At 62.6% G+C, this 22,710-nt stretch carries 11 protein-coding genes; 1 reads left to right on the forward strand and 10 read right to left on the reverse strand.

What is annotated here, in order from left to right:
- From ABJK70_RS04235 to ABJK70_RS04255, 5 genes are all read right to left on the reverse strand, one after another.
- A partial coding sequence (locus ABJK70_RS04235) for a hypothetical protein (RefSeq protein ID WP_347257444.1) occupies positions 1-3,801 on the reverse strand: 3,801 nt, incomplete at its 3' end.
- Positions 3,802-3,818: 17 nt separating this feature from the next.
- Positions 3,819-6,569, reverse strand: a complete 2,751-nt coding sequence (locus ABJK70_RS04240) for a hypothetical protein (protein ID WP_347257445.1) — start codon at positions 6,567-6,569, stop codon at positions 3,819-3,821.
- A 15-nt stretch (positions 6,570-6,584) separates the two neighbouring features.
- Complete coding sequence (locus tag ABJK70_RS04245) at positions 6,585-10,052, reverse strand: DUF6603 domain-containing protein (RefSeq protein WP_347257446.1); 3,468 nt, start codon at positions 10,050-10,052, stop codon at positions 6,585-6,587.
- On the reverse strand, positions 10,049-12,568 hold the full coding sequence (locus ABJK70_RS04250; RefSeq protein ID WP_347257447.1) for a hypothetical protein: 2,520 nt from the start codon (positions 12,566-12,568) through the stop codon (positions 10,049-10,051). Before ABJK70_RS04250 ends, ABJK70_RS04245 begins: the two co-directional genes overlap by 4 nt.
- A gap of 262 nt (positions 12,569-12,830) precedes the next feature.
- Positions 12,831-13,469 carry a DUF3455 domain-containing protein gene (locus ABJK70_RS04255; protein WP_347257448.1) on the reverse strand — a complete coding sequence of 213 codons (639 nt, stop codon included), beginning with the start codon at positions 13,467-13,469 and terminating at the stop codon, positions 12,831-12,833.
- A 522-nt stretch (positions 13,470-13,991) separates the two neighbouring features.
- On the opposite strand from ABJK70_RS04255, the gene ABJK70_RS04260 reads away from it, so the two are divergent.
- On the forward strand, positions 13,992-17,018 hold the full coding sequence (locus ABJK70_RS04260) for an AAA family ATPase (protein ID WP_347257449.1): 3,027 nt from the start codon (positions 13,992-13,994) through the stop codon (positions 17,016-17,018).
- Between the two features lie 37 nt (positions 17,019-17,055).
- Here the strand turns inward: ABJK70_RS04260 and asd are convergent, their stop codons facing one another.
- From asd to ABJK70_RS04285, 5 genes are all read right to left on the reverse strand, one after another.
- Positions 17,056-17,955, reverse strand: a complete 900-nt coding sequence (gene asd / locus ABJK70_RS04265) for an archaetidylserine decarboxylase (protein ID WP_077731572.1) — start codon at positions 17,953-17,955, stop codon at positions 17,056-17,058.
- Between the two features lie 32 nt (positions 17,956-17,987).
- Positions 17,988-19,094, reverse strand: coding sequence for an alanine--glyoxylate aminotransferase family protein (locus ABJK70_RS04270; protein ID WP_240502586.1), 1,107 nt, complete (start codon positions 19,092-19,094; stop codon positions 17,988-17,990).
- A gap of 95 nt (positions 19,095-19,189) precedes the next feature.
- Positions 19,190-20,149, reverse strand: coding sequence for a hypothetical protein (locus ABJK70_RS04275; RefSeq protein ID WP_240507128.1), 960 nt, complete (start codon positions 20,147-20,149; stop codon positions 19,190-19,192).
- Positions 20,150-20,154: 5 nt separating this feature from the next.
- Positions 20,155-21,126 carry a D-glycerate dehydrogenase gene (locus ABJK70_RS04280; RefSeq protein WP_156881903.1) on the reverse strand — a complete coding sequence of 324 codons (972 nt, stop codon included), beginning with the start codon at positions 21,124-21,126 and terminating at the stop codon, positions 20,155-20,157.
- A 159-nt stretch (positions 21,127-21,285) separates the two neighbouring features.
- Entirely contained in the window at positions 21,286-22,470 is a 1,185-nt protein-coding gene (locus ABJK70_RS04285) for an aminotransferase class V-fold PLP-dependent enzyme (protein ID WP_077731569.1), read from the reverse strand.
- Between the last annotated feature and the right edge of the window lie 240 nt (positions 22,471-22,710).

Below are 22,710 nucleotides of genomic sequence, written 5' to 3' on the forward strand. Positions count from 1 at the left end.
GCGGGGGTCGGTTGCTGCAACCCGGGTTCGAAGCGCGGCGCCCTGTTCCAAGCGCGGTCCGCTGACCTTCAGCATCGCGGCCGCCTGCCGGGCCAAGGCGCTGCGAATCTCGGGCGTGTCGCCGACCCCGACGCCGGGGACGGCCGGCTCGACGCTGAAATGGCCGAGGTTCAGTATCGCCGTCCGGAAATCCTCGGCGAGGGTCTCCGCGCCCTTGGACACCAGGCTTGCGAGCGTCTTGTGGGCGGCATTCAGGCCGTTCTCGTATCGCACGACACGTGCTTCCAGGTCCGCCAGATCGAGCGTGGACTGATGCGGGCGGTCGGGCGGGCTCAGGTCCTCGGGACGCAGTCCGCGTGCGCCCTGGAGCAAGCGCCGAATGGCGCGTGCCTGCTCCAGCACGTCGAACAGCGTCGTCTCTCCGGCGGCGAGATCGGCCGGCCGCTCGTGCTGCAGCCGCACCCCGGCGTCGTTGCCGAAGCCGTTCGCCAGGCGTCTTGCATGATAAAGCACGCGCTGCTCGGCGAGGCAGGGCGACGCGTCGGCCGTGGCCGACTGGCCCCCGGGCTGTACGCTGTACACGAAGTCTAGGGTAGACATCGGCACATCGCTCAACGGGAAAACGGCGGTTTCCGTCACCGCGCCGGTGGTGTCGTCGAGCCGCTCGACGGTGCACCGCACCTTGCGCGCATCGCCCAGCAACAGCCTGATCCAGGCATTGAGCCAGCGCTCGTTGACAGTGCGTGTGGTCGAGTTGGTCCAGCCGCCGCCGGCATTCGACACGCCGCTGAACAGCACCAGCACGCGATGGGTCAGCGAGGTGCCGGTGCGAGGGATGCGGGCCACTTCCAGTTCCGGTACCGGCGCATCCCCCAGGGCGATGGCCGACAGCGTGCTGGCCAGGCGCGGGGTGTTGCCGCGAGCGATCTGGTACGCCGCCTCGGCGACGAGTGCATCGCCAAGACCGTCGATCGCATCGCCGAGCGCTTCGATCTCACGTTCGACCCGGAACCTTTCGTCGTCGCTCCCCACGTTCCTGATCTCAAAGGCGATGCTATTCCGGTATGCCTTCCATGCTCGGAACAGCTCTAGTCCGTCCACCACGTTGTTGGCCGCGTTGGCTTTGAAGATCTCGTTCGGCCAGGCGTCGGTTTCCCGCTTGCGGACTGCCAACGGTGAGATTTTTCGCAGCGGCGCGATGAAATGATCGAGCCCGGCTTCATGCAGGCGGCGTTCGAGCCGATAGCCCAGGAGCGCGCCCAGCGGCTGTCCCTGGCGCACGCCTTCGAGCAGCCGCGAGGCATCGCGCACCCGCCGCGACGACAGATCGATGGCAAACGATCCATCCGGCTGCGGGACTCCGTCGGAGCCGAGATGCGCATTGCGCAGCAAGGCCGCCGCGGACGCGTGGGTTAGCGAGGGGGCATGAATGAAGCCGCTGTCATTGGCCAGCGGATACAGCAGCGCCTGCTCCTCCGGTGCCTGCTCCCCCGGCGGCAACAGCTCGGCGGGAATCGGCTCCGCCCGATGCGCCGGCCGGAGATTTTCCACCCAGCCGTAGGCGCCCACGTAAATACCCGGCGATCCGCCGGGGGTCATCGCTTTCAGGCGCTTGGTGGCGAACGAGGTGATCCAGGCGTCGAGCCGATGCGAGGAGAGATCGAGCGTGGACTGCATCAGATAGTGTAGCGACTCGGTGTCCAGCATCTGCAGATGGGCCAGGCCGGCGCGGAATTCGCCGAGCGCCGCGACGGCCGGATGGTTGCCGCCGGCGCGCGCCTGCAGCCAGTCTTCGAGATACCGGCCGATCGTCTGGTCGGCGGGAAGGCCCGGAACGCCATGGATTTCGAGCTGGCGCTTCCAGTGCAGCGTGTCCGCCGGCTTCTGCACCGTGTAGCCGATGATGGACCCGTCGACCAGATCGACCAGTTCGGAATCGCGCAGCAGGTCGAGCGTCGCGTATTGTTTGTCCGGCACGGTTGCCGCCATGCGCGCGGCGGCTTCCGCGATTTCGCGGAGCAGTGCGTGACGCAGCAGCGCATACAAAAGACTCGGACTCGGCGGTGGATCGAGCGTGATCAATGCCTCGATGCTCGTGGTTTCGAGCAGCGCGCTGATGTAATTGGGCTCCAGGCGCTGCCACGGCGAAATTTCTCCCGCGTGCACCAGGGGAGCGGTCACCGGCACGGGTGCCGTGTCCAGGAAACAGCGCGCGAGGCGGGGAAGCTTCTGCACCGTCAGCTTCAAGCGATCGATCAGCTTGGCCGAAATCTCGCCTTGCGCTACCGCGAGCGGGCTGAAGTCCCGCCCGGCCAGCGCGTACAGGTGCTCGAGATAATGCCGGCCGAGCACTCTGCGGGTGAGATGTCCGTGCGAAACGCCATCGGTTCGCATGACGTCGGCGAGGTCGCTGTCAGGATCGGCCTTCCCGGGCGTTTCCTGCCGGAGTCCGATGCGTGCGACCAGGTGCACGACGGGGCGCCATACTTCGTTGCGCATGGCGAGCAGCAGCTCTTTGAGCCGGGATTCCCGTGCGGTGGAAGCTTCGCCCGCCTCCGGCGTCCATAAGTCCAGCGACGTCACCGGCAGGATGCCATAGGGCTGGGTTCCGCAGCGCAGGGACGGGAAGGGACCGCCGCTGCGCACGTAGTTCAGGAAGTGGTTGCGCGCCCAATCGAGCGCTTCGGCCGTGAAGCCGGTTTCCGCGCCCATCATGTTGCTGAGGAAATAGCCCCAGCCGACCTGCCATAGCGCGGCATTCATGCTGCGCAGGTCGCGTTCGTGGTCCTGGCCGGCCTGGCCCACGCGTCCCAGGGTGGTTGCGATCCGTTCCGACGGCAGCCCGAGTACCGTCCCGACGAGCCGCGCGTTCGGCGTGTTTTCGGGATTCGCGACGACCTCGTTGGCGAAGCTTCGGCGGTGGCCGGGATCATCCGTGCTGTAGCCGGCGCGCCTATCGTCGGTGTTGTTCGTGGGGGTTCCGAAGCGCAGGAACTCGAGCCCGTCGGTGTAATGGTGCGCATCGAGAAGATCGGCCAGCCGGTTGGCCGTATCGGCTGTGTCCGGCGAGTCGGCGACGCCGAATACCATGAGACTGTCGATGCCGGTTTCCAGAACGGCCGCCGGCACGGTCATGGTGAGCGCCATTCCGGCCGACTGGGCCTTGTCGAAGTCCACCAGCCACATCATGTCCTCATCCAGGGCGAGCGTGTCGCCGGCACCGGCCGACATGTCGGTTTTATCGTCGGACACATTCGGGTTAAGGCCGACCGCGAGCTCTCGCTGAATGTCGTTTCCGGTGGCCGTCAACGCGACCGTTCCTCCCGAGTGCAGTACGGCGGTCCAGCGGTCCGGCAGCAGCCGGGCCACCGGCGCATGCTCGCCCCGTACCGGGGGCAGGGGCGGGAATACCGGCGGCTCCTTGGGGCGCTGGGCGAGGTTGGTGGGCTGCAGTACCCGGGCTATCCACGCGGCGCGCTCCGCATCGACGCGGCTGGCCAGGGTATGCCAGGCGTCGGCGCGGGCGGTTTCGTCTCCCGCCGCCCAATCCTGCTGCCAATACTGCATTCCCAAGGCCTGTTCTTCCGCCGTGAGGTCCGGCTGGTGGGTGTCGATATGAATCTTGTCGGGATAGACGCGCACCCGCAGTGTGGCTGAGCCGTCGGGCAGTTCGAAGAAACGCGTCTCCAGTCGCACCGGCAGCAGCACCAGGGGAACATTGCCGGGACAGAGCCTTTGGGGCGTAATCTCGGGGTTTACCGAGGGAAGCGCGAAACTGGTATCGAATAGCGGTTTATTCATCGGTGTGAGTCCGTGGGTCAGGCCGGCATGATGAGCCGTTTGGCGTGAATGGCGATGCGTACCGGAAGCCGGCGCGTGGCGGCGGCGGTTTGCGCGGCGTGCGCGGGCGGAGCGGCATCGAGGCCGAGATCGCCGAGGCTGAGATGGCTGCTGTCTCGCGTTCGATCCGCGTCGATGCCGAAGCGCGGTTCGGTGGGATGCTCCTGAATGACTACGTAGTAGCCTGGATCGCCGCCGGCCTCGTCCGGAGAGACATCAAAACCTAAAATGAACACATCCGGCTGCATGAAGCCGCTGAAGATGGGCAGCAGCTCGGGCGCCGCCGGGTCGGGCTGGAACGCCCGGGGGTCGGGGGGCGACCCCGGATGCATCGCGCGAACCATGAAGACCGACGCGTTGGGATAGCGCTGCAGCAGGCTGCTGCGCAGCAGCATGACGAACGGATTGGCGTCCGGAGGCGCGCCGAAGGCGAGATCGCCCAGCGGCCTCATTTTCCCGGTCGCCGAATCGATGACGCTCCAGGTGTGCAGGGCGGTGATATCCGGGTGCCCGATGCTCCAGAACCGGTCGAAATAGGTGCCGCGCTGATCGGTCGGGTAACCCCGCCACAGCAGCTCGCGGGCCATTTCATGATTGAGCCCGACCAGGTAGGCCTCGATGAACCGCCGATTCGTCTCCAGGCCGACAACCGTCTCCGGCCTGACCTTGTCGATTCCCGGCAGCAGCAGTTCCTGCGACAGGTCGCGCAGCGTTTCGTACATGGGCTGCGGGAAGTGCGGCGCCATCATGACTGTATCCACCCCGTCGGTCTCCGCCGGCGCGAGCACGTTGTCTCCGGTCGACATGATCGCCTTGACCAGGGCCGGCAGCGTTTCCCGCGGGATGGTCTGTGCGAGCACCGGGATAGTGATGGCCTGCATCGGGAGCCGTAGTTCGGCAGAGGCGGTGCGTGGGGCGGGGAAGCGATTCAGATGTTCCTGCGCCGCCTTGCGGAAAAAGCCGGGAACCTCGGTCCGGTCCTGCTTCAGCAGCGGCGTGCCCGGCGACAGCACGGGGGTGTTTTCGGGCGAGACGAAGAATGCGCCGAAGTACGATCCGTTCTTCTGGGGTTGGGTCCACTCGAGCCCGAGATACTCGACCGGCAGGCTCCCCGGTATCGGGCAAAAGTCCTGCTGCGGCGGCTGCGGCGGCTGGATCGGAGGGGTGTCCCCCGGCATATTGTTGAGGCGGGCCACCCAGGTGTCTTTGGCATTGCGCTGGTAATTCTGGGCAGCGACGCGGCGGGTCAGCGGGCCGCGCTGGCGTCCGATGCGGCGCATCGCCGGGCGGTTTGCCGCTACCGGCAATGCGGAACGGGCCTGTTCGGCTAGCAGCGACGGTTCCGCCGTCGCGGCCGCGCTTGCGGCCAGCCCCGAAACATCCTGTTGCCGGGAGACTCGCAAGCGGGCGAAGGCGGGCGCCGTGATGCGCAGCATTCTTTCCTCGGTGAACTTGGAGAGATGGCGAGCGTGCAGGCTCTCGCCCACGGCGAGGCTCAGCTGGATCTGGCGCAAACGCTGGTTGGCGACCGCCGATTCGGCGGCCTGTTCCCACGCCGAGGCCATCAGCGCTTCCTGGTGCTCCTGAACGACGCGGGTTCCGAAGGCGGCGGCGATACGCCAGCGCGGATCGACATTGAGCTGATCGAGCCAGGTTGCGCCCGCTGGATCGACCGTTGCGTCCTTGGTGTACCAGCGGCCGTAGATGGGGGGGGCGAGCACGGGGTCGGAGTCCGGTCCGGTGATGCTGCCGTTGACGGTCTTGGCGAGATTGTCCCTGAACGGCTGCGGAATGGGGGCCGGGGCCGGCGAGCCGCCGGGCGGCGAGATCGGCAGCAGCGCGCCTTCGAGTTCCACCTCCGTCGCGCCCGACTCGGGAAAAGGCTGGCTGATGTCGATCCTGCGCTTGCCGAGACCGTCCGGCACATCGGCCTTCAGATTCCTGGCGATCGACTCGAAATCGCCCGGCTGGCCCGAACGGAATTCCCAATGGTAATAAACGGGCAGCCGGGTCGGTCCGTACTCGGTCGGCGGTTCGGGCGGTATCGACCAGGCCGGCGCCGGCGTCTCGTATTCCGTTTTCTCGATGGGTATGCCGAGCCCGGCTTTCCGGCCCAGTTCGAAAGCGGGAACCACGCAGGCGATGTAGTCGTTGTCGGGCGCCAGGATGCGCGGACACAGCAGCCTCGAAAGCGACAGCTCCGGCGAACCTTGCAAGGCCCCCCGAATGGCATCTTTGCTGCCGTCGTCCGCGGCCACCTGGGCATGCGCCCAGGCCCAGGATTCGTTCAGGTCCGGGAGTTCGACCCATGGCCGCGCCGGTGCGGCGATCGTCAAAACGGGCAGCGGCGCGTCGGCCGCACTGTTCAAACTCACGCCGGCTTGTTTCCGTACCACCACGAGGCACAGCCATGGCCGCAGCCGGTTGTCGGCGAGGGCTTTTGCCGGCGTGAACAGCCATGGAAAGTCCGGGCGGTCGAACTCGATCGACGGAAAGCAGTTCGGCTCGAAGTCGTTCGAACCCGGCCGGGGGTCGGTGCGAACGACCTGGTTGGCGTCGATCCCGATCACGTCCGCCGGGCCGCGCAACTTTACCGAAACCGGAACCGTCTTGGCATCCAGCGTGAGCATCACATTGACACTGGCGATCCCGGTTTTCTGTTCGGCGTCGATGGCGGAGGCGGCGCCCTGCCGCACCCAGGGCAGGAAATACAGGTTTGCGTTGGACACGGTGACTTGGCTCCTTTACAAGGCTTCGAGTTCGTGGGCGGGGACCATCAGCCAGCGGACGCCGCCGCGGTTCAGGTCGGCGAGCGCGGCGCGGCAGTCGCTCCAGGAATTCACCCCGGGATCCAAGGGCGCCGGCGCGCCGTCGCTCGCCCGGATGATCCGCCAGCGGGGAGCGGAGAGAGTGGCCGCGGGCGTCACGGCGGTATTGCGGAACCGCGCGCGGCCGACATGCCGCACCGGCGCCCGCGCCGCGGCCCCGCTCGAGCGCTGGGCCTGGAATGCGGCCAGCGGCATCGTATAGAGCTGCGTGGCCGGGAGTGCGGCAAAGGAAGCCGCAATGCCGGCGGTTTCCGCTGCCGACGATGGATTCACGGTGATCGGTTCGTAATTCAGTCCCGATGCCGCGACGGCGTTCTCATCGAACGTCGCATCGGTGTCGCCTACCACGAATCCCGCGTCCATCTCCTCGAACGAAGGTGCGGCCAGCTTCTCGTCGTCGCTCATCGTGAAATAGCGCGCCGGCGCGAACGCCCCGGTCACCGGTGTGCCGGCCTTTCCGTTCAGCGAGGCGGCGGCCGTGAACCGGCGGCGCCCGGCGATCGGCGCGCCGCCGTAGGTATCGATGTCCCGATGGGTGTTCAGCGGCACGACCTGCTGCTGTACGACCAGTTGGCCCAAGGGGTCGAGCACCAGGCCCGCATTCGCCGGCAGGCTGCGCAGGGCCACGCCGTGGACGACGCCGGGTGCCCGCCGCGTGCTCCAGTTCGCCGAGTCGGTGAGCGCCTTCTCCAGTTCGGTCTCCAGAGATATTGCCGCTATCGACCGCGAGGCCGAGCCGTCGGCGAGGGTGAACGCGAAGCGCACCGTAAAGCTGAACCACAGGATCTTGAACTTCGCCTTGGCGGCAATCCGCAACGGCAGCGGGCCTTCCAGGGTGCCGTCGAGCGCGACCTTGAACAGATTGCGCGACTTGTACTTCAACTGCACCAGGGCATGGAAATCCACGATGAAGTGCGGCGGGACGATCGTCACCAGGGCGTCGAAGCCGAGGTCCCCTGTGACGGTGAAACCGGCACCTTTGGCATAAAGCGAGGCGCGCGCGCCGAATTGCACGGTATTGGGGGTGATCGCGAAATAAGCATCGCAGATCAGCCGGGGATTCTCCCCCGAGGACAAGGCGATGGCGACCCGGTCTAGCGTCGGGAAGCCGGCCGGCGCGGCAAACCGGGGATTCAGCCCACCCACCGCCAGCACGAAATGGGACCCCGCCAGCCCGCCGCCGCCCGCCGGCCAGCGCGCCCGCAGCGCGGCCGAGCCGGTGATCGGGAACTTGTGCACCAGCCTGGAATCGACCAGCACCGCGTCGGCTTCCAGCGTGCCGGCGTCGAAGTCCAGCACGCCCAGCGCGTCCATGTTCAGACGGATCAGGTCGTTGTCGGCCGACGGCAGCAATGCGCTGGCGCGCCCGAGCACCAGCAGCCGCTCGCGCGCGCCGAGCTCCCGGATCAGCGCCAGGTCCATCTGTACCAGGGCGGGCGTGAACCAGGTGATGCGCGCCATCAGGCCGAGCAGGTAACTGCCCGGTTTGGCCGGGAACGCGGCCGACAGGGCCTGGATCAGCGCCGGCGCATTGGCCACGGGATCGCGCGGGAACAGCAGCGTGCGCAGCATATCGGTTTTCAGCCCGGCCCTGAGCACCTCGTGATCGAAGGTGCGGTTGATGCCCACCATGCCGCCGATGCTTTGCAGCACGAAGCCGAAGCCCAGGGGAACCGGCTTGAAGCCGTCGGCGGTGATGAAGATGAGCATCGAGTAGCCGGGGCGGCCGTCGGGCAGCCGGGTCGCGATGAGCCCGAAGGCGTTCAGCGTGATTTCATCGTGCAGCGAGAGCTGCATGGCGCCGGCGTAGAGTTGCCGCGCGGGGTCGTGGAACAGGAAGCCGCCGCCGGTGAGGACGCCTTGGGCGTCGATCGAGAGGCCCACGCCCGAGGGCGGCTTGAAGCCCAGCTCGAGATCCGCCACGCCGAGATTGCCGCCGGCCTCCGGGAAGCGCAGGGCGCTCCCGATGCCGACGCGGTCCAGCACCGCTTTCACCGGGCCGATCGAAGCCGCGATGCTGGCCGAGACCTCGGCGCTCACGCCATCGTCGTTCGCCCGGAGGCCGAGGTTGACGGTGGTCAGCGTCACGCCGGCCACCGACAGCCCTACCGGGATGGCGGCCTCCAGCCCGGCGCTGCCGCGCAGGGTGAGGCCCTTGTCGCTGGACCAGGCCAGGCCGAGGTCGAATTCGGCGCGCAGGCCGTCGGACGGCAGAAGCTCTGCGAGGAAACCGTCGCCGTCGCCGGGTGAAATCACCAAGGCAGATTTGGTTACATCTGCCGACAGTGCCAGAGTCCGACGCGCCTCCGACAGCGAGGTTTCGACGGCGAGCCGCGCGCCTCCGACTTCGAGCCGCGAGCCCGTGGGTGACCCGAAGACGAATCCGGGAGCCTCCGCCGTTTCCAAGACGGCGCTCACACTGCCAACAACTTCAGTCGTCGACGCGTCCGCGAGCAGCGTGAAGCCGTGGCGGCCAACGGCGAAAACGTCGATGCCGGCCGTGATATCCAGCTCGACGATGAACGGGCCGACGGATCTCGTTGCCGTCAGAGTGCCGAAAGGACTGACGACGAACCCCAGATCACCGCGATCGGCCGACGAGATCGAGAGGACGACGCCGGTTTCCGACTCGAGGCCTTTCAACAATGGGTCGTTCAGGTATGCGATGAGTGCATGACTGATATATGGCGCTGAATCCGCCAACAGCGTCTCGTCGCCGGGATTGACGCCGTATCGGCATGAAACTCCCAATTGGCTCAACAGACCGACGACTTTTGGAAACAGCGCATCGGCCATCGCGTCCGCGTCCGCCCCCGTCAACAAGGGAGTCCCATACTCCGCGCGCAATACCCCAACGGGGTCGCGAAGCAACGAAGCGATCCGGCTCGGATGCAAGCGTTCGATTCGATACGGATTCCGAATCACTTCCGTACCTTCCATTTGAGCGGCGCTAAAAGCTTGGTCAACCTCGAGCTCGATCAATGTGAGCAGCGCGGCGATTTCGTGAATGACCGGATGGCGCGTCTTCAACCATGTCGATACAAGCCACTCGATCAGATCGCCGCTGACTCCGGGGAGCTGGGACAGCGGTCCGCCTGTCGCATCGAGCTGCCGCAGCGCTTGAAAAGCGCGTCCGGAAGACTGGAGTACGCCGAGGATGTCGTCCAGAGAAGGCGCCTCTTGGGACGCGAGTGCCTCGATCTGTTTCTTGACATCAACGATGGCGCTAACGGCCGCGCTCACCGCGGTGTTATCGTCGCCAGGCGGAACACCGAGTATGGCGAACAACTCGTTGAGTGCGCCCGGAACTTCTACGGCGCGTTGCAGCGGGCTCAGGATGTTGCCGGTTTCCTCGGCGAGGAGTCGAAACAGGTCGGCACTCATGGAGTCACCTGTAAATAGTTGGGGTCGGCAGGATGAGCGCTATCGATAGTTTCCATGTTGACCGCGTAGTCGACGAACAACTGTTCTCCCCCGGGGCTACGGAATCGCACCCGATGATTCACGATGAATGGCCCGGTTTGCGGGGCGGGCGGGATGGGAAAGCTCAGATCCCCCATGTTGTTCACGCCGATGATATGCCGGATGACGGCCGGATCGAGGTTGTGTTGGCGGTAATTGTCTCGTGCGAAACGGAAGACATGTGCCGTTTCCTTGAGCTCGTCCTTCGTCGGTGCCCCCGGTTTTTGCCACGGCGGTGGCGGCGGGAGCGGTTGAAGGGTCTTCGGCACTCCGCCGTTGGTCATGGTGAGATAGTCGAACTGATAGCTGAAGTCCGGCGATTGTATGAACCAATCCTCTTGAGGGGGACCGCTTGGATTCGGCCATGCGGGATTCGCAGGTATGAGTCTCACCGAGCTTGCTCTATCAAGATAGAGTCGGCGGCCATACCACTCTCCCATTTTCTGGCCGGAAGCCGGTACGTTCCAGCCTATGTAATACTCCGTGACGTGCGGAGGAACCATCACGGGCCCCAGGTGGTACGGGGCGTACTGGTATCCTCCACGCTGCTGCCCGATGGTGTCTCCAGTTTGCTTCTTGAATGAGCTGGCAACCAACTGGGCAATTACGACATTCGCGTGTTGTGTGCCCGTGTCTTCGAATCGCTTGGTTGCCTTGTAGTGCAGGCGGGAGGCGAAGGCGGTGTGCACGTCGCCCGATAGCAGAACGACTTTTGCGCTGGCCCCCTGACTGAATCCGACCTTGTCGGACAAGGCCTTGGCCAGTCGATCGAACGCGACCGACGGGAGGTCCCACGCCTCATGGATATCGGGGAAGTGCTTAATATTGTTGGAAACCTCATGTAAATCAGTCGCTGCGCGGATGGGCTGGACTGGCGGCGCATTGGTCGTTAGAACGACGATCAGCATGCGTCCATCCAGAGCTGGCGTTTTTACAATCTGCGCTGCGAATTGCGCGGGCGCCAGGAGATCGGGGGCTTCGCCGCCTCCCCAGGGATAGGTTCTGAAGGTTCGCGTGTCCGTGACGATGATCTGATGAGCAGTACCCTCGATGGTGTAGTTGTAGCTCAGCGAACCGGGATGATGATCGACTCGGTGATTCTTTTCGACTTCTGTGCCGGTCGGCACGTTGACCAGGGAACAGATAGCATCCGATTTTTCTTTGCTTACGTAGTCTGCTGGCGTCGTGGGCGAGTTCAGCAGGGCCAAGAGCCTGGTGCCCGGAAGGCTTGCGTCGGTTTCCAGGAATTGCTCCGGCACATTTCCCCAATGCTGGCACAGAGAGTACGCCACAAGCGCGTTCTGAACGATGCGTCTACCTATGTCCGTGGCGCATAGATGGTACGCCGTGTACTCGGTCATGTTCCAATCGTCGGTTACTTCATGATCGTCGAAGATCATGTAGCTGGGGATATTCGCGAGGACGCGACGGACATTGGGCAAGGTGGCCCGGAACTTGATCAATTGTTGAATGTCGTTTTCGATACCACGCTTAAACCCACGGTAATCGTTTTTATTGTCCAAAGTTACAAAGGCGGAGCTGATCTTGACCACGTCGTCTTTGGTGGGCATCACGTCCTGAGGGGGCCAGAGCACATCGGACCACGCAAACAGGTACATGCATAGATATTCGCCCAGCGACATCAGGTGGCAGCTGAGGTCTTCCGATGAGAACTTCGCCTTTCCGTCTTCCATCTCAAGTATGCCGCGCCTCGAGAAAGGGGGGAGTCCGGACGCCAGCATCGGCGTCTGTATCGGCACCAGCGGCAGCAGTTCATCCCACATCAGGAACTTGGCGGCGTCGGTCAGCATCATCAGCAGGCTGGCCGCAACGTCGTCGGCGTAGATTTGATCGCCGGTCATCAGGAGTTGTTGCGGGCGCTGTAAAGGTGAATTCACCTTCTCCTCGATCAGCGTATCCGCGATCGCCAAGGCATCCAGCCCGTCGCCGGACGGTTTTCGGCATGAGCCGTGGAGGATGCGCAGCGAGTAGATATTGGCCGGCGGCAGGCAGAACGACGGCCTGTCGTACGGGGTGTTCGGGTAGGTCAGCAGTGCCTTGTGCGTCCCGGTAGCGGTCGTGAAAGTGGTCGCGGCAGCGATCGAGTCATCGATTAGCGATGGGGTATTGGTGTCTGTGGGATACTCGAATACCGCGTCATACATGTAGACGGCATTCTCCACCAGCTCGCTTTCCCCAGCCTTACGCCGAGCGGTGACGGCGACGATGTGCAGGTTTGGACCAACGGCGATCGTTTCTCGCTTTCCGTCGAAGACACGTTTGCCGGTACTGTCCAGTACCATGAGGGTCACCGTCGCCTTCTTCTGAAGCGAGAACCAGACCGTAACGGAGTCCGGCGTGACCTTTCGCAGGATTGGCCCCGCAAGGACGTTTGGTTTTTCCGACAACGTTTTCGAGTTCAGATACTGCCAAGTCATGATCCGATTTCCCGTGATCCCGTTGAACTGTCGATAAAGCAAGGTGTGGTGCTGACTACAGCGCGCACGTATTCAGAACGCTCTGAATTTCGAGCAGTGGAAACGACATGGCGAATGTTTGCCCAAGCCACAAGCATCCCGTCCGCGAACGACACCTTGCGCAAAAAGCGTGCAAATCCATCGTGAGCACTGTCCGATGATTCGAAAACCTTGTCGTGGTGCATCATTTCGATAGCCTTGTTCGCTTATCCCGGCGACCGTCTCAGTACCGGTACTCATCGGGTTTGTAGAAGAAGTACTCCGCCTTGTAGGGCACCAGCGCCTTCTGCCCCACGTCCGTCGGTTCGGCACACCCGGTCGAGGGTGCCACGCCTCCAACGGTGTTCAGCCGCTGGATGAAAGTTGTCGGCGTGAGCGCGTGGCCTCCGGTGGGGCCGTCCTGGGCGCCGACCACCTGGACCAGAAGCCAGGGAACTGCATCGGGCGCGACGAAGGCAGGGTCGGAAGAGGAGGCGATTCCCTGGCCCCAGACGGTGCTCGTGTCCCGCGAGTGTTGCCAAGTGACGCGAGAGGTCTCTTTCTCGAACGGGTTGGGGCTGAGGAAATGGGTGATGACCTGCTGGTTATAGCGGTTGAACAGGGTGGCCTGCGGCCCGAAGAAAGTCCAGGCGAAGCCGGAATCCGAAGGGAGGCAGATGTAGTTCTGGGTGCCGGAGGCGTGCGCTTTGAGGAAAGGCTCGTTGCCTTCCGGCACCTGAATGTCGGCAGGCACGGATGGCGGCGTGACAAAATCGGCGTAGGCTGATGCCGGTAGCGAAACCGGACCGGCCAGAGCAGAGGCACAGGCGATGGGCAAGATACGACGCGCGGTCTGATTCCGTGCAGTATTTCCGATTTTCATGGCATTCCCCTGTCGCGCTTCGGGCGCGGGTTATAGAGTGATCGTTTCTATGGCAGTTTTCAGAATCGAAAACCGCCGTTTTTAGGTTTCTTATCCTTGCACCGGCTTATCGCGGCCGAAACCGGTGTCATCTATGCACCGTCCGGATCTCAGGCTTGAACGGCGAGTCCTCAAAGCAAAAGAGATCAATCCGATCGTTCTGTGAACTATTGCCGCGAATACCGCCGCGTGGCGTGATAGCATCGCTTACGGCACTTTCTGGTTCCGCGCAGTCTGGAGCATCGTTGCCGGGCCGGGACAAGGCGGCAAACACAATAGCTTTCAGCCTCATACACTGCTCTTCGACGGGTCCCTCTAGGGTAAGCGGCGAGAGCTTTCGACGGTTCTGGCGATTGCATCTTGCACGTCGAAAGCATATCAGCGGCTAAATCCGGGTGCCGTTTAGGCACCGTGGAATTCTCGTGCAATTTCCGTAAACATCGCGCAACACTCCACAGATTTTGTTTTGGGTAACGGACCGCAATGACGCGCCAACATCACCTTTTCTTTCCTCCGTTTCAGCTGGATTTGGTCAATGAGAAACTGTTTTGCGGCGCGCAACACATACCCTTGCGACCGAAGGCGCTCGCCGTGCTGCGTTATCTGGCGGAACACGCGCAAAGCTTGGTCACCAAGGAAGAGTTGCTCGAAGCCGTGTGGCGTCGATCCTATGTGAGTGAAGGACTGTTGCGGGGGTATATTCGCGAGCTCCGCGCCGTGCTCGGGGATGAGGCTCAGGCGCCGCGCTTCATCGAGACGGCCAGCCGGCGAGGCTATCGGTTCATCGCCCCGGTCACCAGTGCTTCAGCGGTCTCCTCGGGAGGGGATCAGCGTGAGCCCGCCTTTCGCGCAACCTCGGACGGGCAACTATGGGTGGGGCGGGAGGCGCAACTGAGGCGTTTGCAGGAGTTATGGCTGACGGCCCAAGGCGGCCGGCGGCAGATCGTTTTCCTGACCGGGGAGGCAGGCTCGGGCAAAACGACTTTCATTGAAATGTTTCTTGAGACGCTGGCGCGGGATGAGCACAGGCTAATGTGGGGGCAGTGCATTGAGCACTATGGGGCGGGAGAGGCATTTCTGCCGCTGCTGGAGGCCTTGGGCCGTGAGGGCGATGCAAGTCGCTTAAAAGCCGCGTTGAGTGCCTGCGCCCCCACCTGGCTGTCGCAGTTGCCGAGGCTGCTCGCTGCGGAGGAACGAGAGGAGGTGCAGCGGCAAGTGCTGGGGGCGACGCGGGAGCGTATGCTGCGGGAGGGTTGCGAACTGCTGGAGGCCCTGTCGGCGGAAGCGCCGCTCGTGCTGGTTCTGGAAGACATGCACTGGAGCGATTATGCCACCCTGGATCTGCTCGCCGCGCTGGGACGACGCCGGGAGCGGGCGGCGCTGTTGGTGATCGTCAGCTACAGGGCAAGCGATGCGGCGCTTCGCGACCATCCCTTGCAACGGGTGCGGCAGGAGTTACAGGCGCGTCGGCTGTGTGCCGAACTGCCGATCGACGCCTTCTCCCGGAAAGAACTGCGCGCTTATCTCGTCCGGCGGTTTTCGCAAGTCCCGTTTCTCGAAGAAATCGCCCGAATCATTCATCGCCGTACCGGCGGCCACCCTTTGTTCGTGGTGAATCTTATCGATTACCTGCTCGCCGACGGACGTCTTCGGCAAACCGAGGGAGAATGGAGCATCGAAGGCGGTGTTGAGGACCTAGAGCGCGGCGTACCGGATGACATCCGAGAGCTAATCGAGCATCAGCTGGAACGACTGTCCACCCGAGAGCAGCAGGCGCTCGGTGTAGCGAGTGCGGCCGGAATGGAATGCTCGGCGGCCCTTCTTGCGGCGGCATTGGAAGAAGATCCGCTGGCTGTCGAGGCCTGCTGCGAAGCGTTGGTGCGGCGTAGTCCGATGTGGGCGGCGAGCGGAATAGCCGAGTGGCCGGATGGAACTGTGGCGGGAAACTACGCGTTTCGCCATGCTTTGTTTGCGGAAGTGCTGTACCAGCGGCTGACTCCGGCTTACCGGATTGCATTGCATCGGTGCCTGGGGAAACGACTGGAACTTGCCTTCGGGGAACGGTCGGGAGAAATCGCGGCCGAGTTGGCCAGGCACTTCGAGGAGGGGAGGGATTTTTCGAAGGCTCTGGGTTATCTTCGCCTCGCCGCCGAACAGTCCTCGCGGCGTTTCGCCAACCGCGAAGCCTTGAATTACCTCGGCCGTGCATTGGCGCTAGTGGACCGGCAACCGGCCGAAGCCCGGATCGACAGCCGTCTGTCACTCATGGAGCAGCGCGCCCTGGTCCATCGCGTGCTCTCCGATTGGCCTTGCATGGTGGAAGACCTGGAGGGGCTGGTGGCGCTGGCCGGCGCCGAAGGTCGGCGGGAGCAGGAGGTCGGGGGCTTGATAGCATTGACCTTGGCGCTGTTTCATTCCGATCCCTTGCGCTGTATCGCCACGGCTGATCTGGCGGTCGAGCGGAGTCGCGATCTTGCCGCCGACCGGCTAAGAACCTACGCGGTAGCCAACCAGGCGCTTTTTCGCCTCGCGTTTGGCTTATGCCGAGAGGAAGACAGGGTGGCGGTCGTCCATGGCGCGGAAGTCGCCCGCTCGGCGCAGGATGCCATGCCCTTAGCTTTATATTGCACGCTGCAAACCGTCATGGATCTCGATCAGGCCGATTACCCCGGTGCCCTGAGGTCCGCGCAAGAGGTCCTGCGCCTGGGCAGCGCAATGGGCGACGGCTTCAATTACATGTCCGGCCAGTACTATTCCGCCTGGGCGTTGCTCCATCTCGGAAGATGGGGCGAAGTGAGGCGCATCCAGGCGGCAGGGCTGACGGCGGCGGAGCAAAACGACAGTCCAATGCCGCGGTCGCTATTCCACCTGGTTGCAGCGGCCTTGTCTCTGGAGGCGCTGGACTATCGCAGCGCTCTGACGTTGTGCCGAAGTGCCACCCCGCGCCCTTCGGACGCTTATGCCGTGCCGCTCTTTGTGCTTTTGAGGAGCCGTGCGCATCTCGCCCTGGGCCGGTATCACGAAGCGATTTGTTGTCTTGAGTACCTTGCCCAAATGACCGAAGCTGGCGAGTTGCTCAGTTTGCGCAATCGGATGATGCTCCGTGAGAGCCTGGGCGAATACTGGCTGGCCATGGGGAAGCCCGCGCAGGCCTACACCGAGGCGGAGCGATTGCTCGAACTTGCCGCCACCCCCGGCGATCGCCACTTTTTGGCTCTGGGGCACCGGCTTTTGGCTCGGATCGCGATCGCGGAGCAGGATCGGAATGAGGCGGAATGCCAGCTATCGCAAGCCCTAGCCGTCATCGAAGGCGCCGTGGTTCCGTTGGCGGCCTGGCGGGTCTATTTCACGGCGGCGGAGCTAAATGAAGGGCAAGAGCGGACGGCCGAGGCTAGCGTGTACTGGAACCGCGGCGCGGCGGTCGTCCGTGCACTGGCCGATTCTCTCGAAGAAACGGATCCCCTGCGCCGGTCGTTGCTGACCGCCTTGCCCGTTCAAGAAGGGGCATAATCCGGCCGGCTTCATTTGTCCGATCAGGTATCTGTCTTCACGCGGTCAGTTGCCGGTGGTCGGAACTTTGCGCCGTTTGATGTGTGAGCCTAGCCAAGGATTGTCCCATGCGGACGATACTGTCGGGCACGAGCGATTCTTCCCATTCGACCACGTTATCGCCGAATAGAACGATTATCGTAGATCCCATATTGAAGCGCCCCATTTCCTGGCCGCGGGAAAGGACCGGCGGGTTCTCCGGATAATGCCAGGTTCGTACGGTCGTGCTAGTCGGCGGGGTAACGACGCCATGCCAAACCGTTTCGATGCTGGCGACAAAGATGGCTCCTACGAGGACCAATGCCATAGGCCCGACCTCGGTGTCGAACAGCGCGATAACGCGTTCGTTGCGCGCGAACAGATTCGGGACATTGGCCGTGGTGGCCGCGTTGACGCTGAACAGTTTTCCGGGAACATGGGTCATCTCCTTGAGCGTCCCGTCGAGGGGCATGTGCAGGCGATGATAGTCCCGCGGCGAGAGGTAGATTGTCGCAAACCGGCCGTTGGCGAACAACTCTGCTTGTTCCGCGTGTCCGCCGAGCAACTCGGCCACACTGAAATCTTTTTCCTTGGCCTGGATGATGCGTCCCTCGGTAATCGCTCCGATTTGGCTGACGGTGCCGTCCGCCGGACAGACTACGGCGTCGGGTTCGGGCGCGATGGGGCGGGTCTCCGGTTTGAGCGCGCGGGTGAAGAACTCGTTGAAGCAGCCGTAAGCAGTCGGATCCGGCTCGGCAGCTTGCGCCATATCGACGCCGTACAGCTTGATGAATGAGCGAATCATTGCATCTTTGAAGGCGCTGTTCCGGCACCGGGTTATCGAACCCATCAGCCGCGACAGCATGTGCTGGGGCAGCACATGCTGGCCGAGCGCGAAGAGTTTTTCCGAGGTAGACATAGTGGGATCAATTGGTGCTTGGGGCGAAGGAATCAATAACCCCGCTCGGCAAAAACCTTTTGAGCAGCGGTTACGGCCACTCCGGCGGTAATCGGGGCTTTGGTTTCGGCAAGCACGGCTTCGAGCGCACTCAGGCAAACCAAAACATTCTTCGGCGATGCGCTGAACCCCATGAGTCCGATGCGCCAAATCTTGCCCGCCAGCGCTCCAAGTCCCGCTCCGATTTCGAGGCCGTAACGGTTGAGCAGGGTCGAGCGGACATAAACATCATCGGCACCTTCCGGAATCGTGACCGCGTTGAGCTGGGGCAAGCGAGCCGCTGTCGGCACGATGAAGCGCAGTCCCATCGCCTCGAGACCGGCCTTCAGCGCGGTATGCATGTCCTGGTGCCGTTGCCAGGCATTCTCCAACCCTTCCTCCTGGAGCAGTACCAGAGCCTCATGCAGGCCGTACAGCGCGTTGATCGGCGCCGTGTGATGATAGGCTCGTTTGGTACCGCCGCCCCAGTAATTCATCACCAGGCTGAGATCCAGGAACCAGCTTTGCACTTTGGTCTTGCGATTCTTGATGACCTCGATCGCCCGTTGATTGAAACTGACCGGCGAAAGACCAGGCGTGCAGGATAGGCATTTCTGCGAGCCGGAGTAGATGGCGTCGACGTTCCATTCGTCCACTTTTAGCGGAGAACCGCCGAGCGAGGTCACGGCATCCACGATGACCAGGCAGCCATGCTCATGGGCGAGCCGGGCAAGCGTCTCCACGTCCGAGCACGCGCCGGTGGACGTTTCGGCCTGAACGAAGGCTACGATCTTGGCTTCCGGGTGGGCCTTGAGGGCATCGGCTACTTTGTTCGGGTCGACGGGCATGCCCCATTCGTCCTCGACTAGGACGGCCTTGCCGCCGCAACGTTCCACGTTTTCCTTCATCCGACCGCCGAAAACGCCATTTTGGCATACGATCACCGTATCGCCCGGTTCCACGAGGTTGACGAAGCAGGTTTCCATGCCGGCCGAGCCGGGGGCGGAAACCGGCAGAGTCAATTCGCTACTGGTCTTGAAGGCGTAGTGCAGCAAGGCCTTCATTTCATCCATCATGTCGATGAAGCGGGGGTCCAGGTGGCCGATCGTCGGTCGCGCCATGGCCTCCAAAATTCTCGGGTGGACGTCGGACGGGCCAGGGCCCATAAGGGTGCGGACGGGAGGGTGGAAAGATCGGATGCTCATTTTTCGATGTTTTATTTTATATGTACGTGAGTGAATTGATGATGCTCGTCGAGATAAAGAGTGAGGTCGGCGCGGTTCGGCATTTCATCCAGCGTATGCCGCGTGAGACGCTCGTAATGCATGATGAAGCGCCGTAACGCGGCGACGTCCATCAAACGGTGCCGGTTGCTGGGATCGGTATTTTCGGCCAGTTTTTTCTCTTGCAGGCTGCGCCATTCGAAGACGCTGTCCATTCCGGGGACTTTGAGCATGACCAGCCTGTTTAATTCCCCAAAGAGAATCGCGTAGGCGCCTTTGAGCTGATCGTTGACGTAGCGGCGCCACGCGCCATCGGAATCTTCGCTTTTCTCCAGCTCGTTTACCGGCGAGTCGAGCGCATCGTCCGATTGTGGCCGCGTGCCTACACACCAGCCTTCGAAAATAACGATATCGGGTCGGCCTCGGACAACCGGCCATTCAACCACCGGTTTGCGGTCGTCGCGTGCCTTGTCGAAAGCGGGCAGGGGAGTCAGCGTATCCGCTCCGGCCGTTTTCAAGGCGCGAAGGGTTTGGAGCCCGAGGTCGACGTCATGAGTGCCGGGTACGCCGCGGGTCAGCAAGAGCGGATGAACTTCGCGCGCCAAGCGCTCGCGCTCGGCCCGCGTTTTATAGATGTCGTCTATGGAGAATCCGGCGACGCGGAAACCGTAGGTTTCGGTCAAGATCAGCTGGAGAAAGTCGCATAGTGTGGATTTTCCAGATCCCTGGGCTCCGTTGACGCCCAGTACCAGCGTGTCCGTCGATTTTTGCCGGCGCACCCACGCTCCAAGCGGAAGATAAACCGAGGCGAGTCTTGCAGTCAGGCTCTCGTCGATACGGTGAGCGCGCACCCGCTCGGTAAAGACCGGCCGGATGCGCTCCCAAAGTTCGTCGTACTCGGCTGGCGCGAGTATTCCGGCAGGCCAGAACGAGTTCGTTTCGGCGGCGGACACGACGTTCAGGCCACCTTGTCCCGCGGCGTTTGTCCGGCAAAGAAGGCCGTGACGTTTTCGATGACCCGCATGCCCATGGCCTCGCGGGTTTCAAGCGTGGCGCTGCCCAAGTGCGGCAACAAGGCGACATTGTCCAGCTCGAGGAACCCTTTGTTCAAATTCGGCTCTCCTTCGAACACGTCCAGGCCGGCGCCCTTGATGGTTTTTTTCTTCAAGGCATCGATCAAAGCTGCGTTGTCGACCACGTCGCCGCGAGCGGTGTTAATGAGGTAAGCCGCGGGCTTCATCAATGCGAGGCGTTCGGCGTTGATGAGGTGGCGGTTTTCCTTGCTTCCGGGGCAATGCAGGGCAACGAAATCGGCCCGGCGCAGCACCTCTTCGATGGTGCTGCATTGTTCGGCGTCAAAAGACTTGACGACTTCAGGGGCGGGCGGATAAGGATCGAAAAAGATGATCGGCATGTCGAAACCGAAATGCGCTTTCTTCGCCATCGCTCGGGCAATGCGCCCGAAACCGATCAGGCCGAGGGTCTTGCCGGTGACCTTGGTGCCCATCATGTGCGTGGGGTGCCAGCCGGTCCATTCGCCGCTGCGCACATGGCGCTCGCCCTCGCCGCCGCGCCGGGCGGCCATCAGCATCAGCAACATGGCGATGTCGGCGGTGCAGTCGGTGAGGACGTCGGGGGTGTTGGTGACGGTGATGCCGCGCGCCTTGGCCGCCTCAATGTCGATATGGTTGAAACCCACGCCGAAGTTGCCGAGGATCTTGCAACGCAAAGGTTCGGCACTCAACACATCGGCCGTGATCGGGTCGGTCACCGTCGGCATGACCACATCGTAATTGCGCAGGGCATCTTTCAATTCCTCCGCGGTCATCGGATGGTTGTCGGTGTTGAAAGTGACGTCGAACAGTTCTTGAAGCTTGGTTTCGCAAGCTTCGGGCCAGTGGCGGGTGACTAAGGCTTTGGGTTTGCTCATGGTGCAGGCTCCAAATTACGTAAGGTGGGCAATACCCACCTTACTCGGATTTCGTGCCCTCTGCCCTGGAAGACGTTGCGCGAGTCAGCCGGATCATTCCGGCCTGTCTCAAGCTGTTGCGGCTCCCCCGGGGCGAGCGAGGTCGAGGCGAAGGCTCGGTCAGCGCGGCTTGACGGCCGGCGCCGTTTCGCGCCAGTACTCGCAGGCCGCTGCGATACCGCTGCCCGGCGTCACTTGGATGCCGGTGTCGCGCATGGCCATTTCGGCGCCCGCGATTGCGCTGCACAGCATCAGTTCGTTGAGATCGCCCAGGTGACCGATGCGGAACACTTTGCCCATGACCTCGCTCAAGCCGGCGCCGAGGGAAAGATTGTAGCGGTGATACGCATAATGCATGACGTCGCGGGCATCGTAGCCTTGCGGAACGACGATGGCGGAAACGGTGTTCGAGTACCATTTCGGATCACGGGCACACAACTCCAGTCCCCAGGCTTTAACCGCGCGACGCACCCCTTCGGCAAGCCGGTGGTGGCGGGCAAAGACGTTTTGGAGCCCTTCTTCGAGCAGCAGGTCGATGGATTTGCGCAGACCGTAGAGCAATGGGATCGACGGTGTATACGGGAAATAACCGCCGGCGTTGTGCGTCATCTGATCCTGAATGTCCAAAAAACAGCGACGGCTCTTGGCGCTTTGGCGCGCATCCAGGGCTTTCTGGCTGAAGCATAGCAAGGCCAGACCAGCGGGCAGCATGAAGCCTTTCTGTGAACCGGCAAGACCGATATCTATGCCCCATTCGTCCATACGGAAGTCGATGCTGGCGATCGAACTGACCCCGTCCACGAAAAACATGGCCGAATGCCCGGCCGCATCCAAGGCTTTGCGTACGCCCGCCAGATCGTTGGTGACGCCAGTGGCGGTTTCGTTATGGCAAATCAGGAGGGCCTTAATGTCCTGATTTGTATCCGCTTTGAGCCGCGCTTCCAAGCGATCCAAAGGTATGCCTTCACCCCAGGGGATTTCCTCATGCTCTACATCGAAGCCGAGGCGGCGTGCCATATCGATCCACAAGTGGCTGAACTGGCCGAAGCGATAAGCCAGAACTTTATCGCCGGGAGATAAGGTGTTGGTCAGGGCGATTTCCCAGCCGGCCGTACCGGTGGCGGGAAAAATGAAGCATTGGCCTTTTTCGGTTTGGAAGATCTTTTTGAGATCTTCCAATAATGGCTTAACCAGCTCCGGAAAATCGGGGCGCCGGTGATCTTCCATCGGCACATGCATGGCGCTCAGGATAGAGTCCGGAATATTGGTGGGACCGGGAACGTAAAGATGAGTTCGACCTGGCATTAATTTCACCTTATGGAACGTGGTTACCTTGGAACGGCGCGAAAACGCGCTGGAGCTCAAAACCGGCTATGGACTGCAGAAGACCGCCCAAAAACAGCCCGTAATCATGCCACAGGGGAGAAGCTGTCTTCAAGGTAAGCCCCGTTTGCCGAGATGGGGGCTATGGTGCTCGGCTCATTCAATAACGATTAGTGATTAGAGTGGACTTGCGGAAAACCCTTCTTCACACCGGAATAGAAG

The sequence above is a fragment of the Methylocaldum sp. genome (assembly GCF_039794385.1).
Taxonomy (GTDB): Bacteria; Pseudomonadota; Gammaproteobacteria; order Methylococcales; family Methylococcaceae; genus Methylocaldum.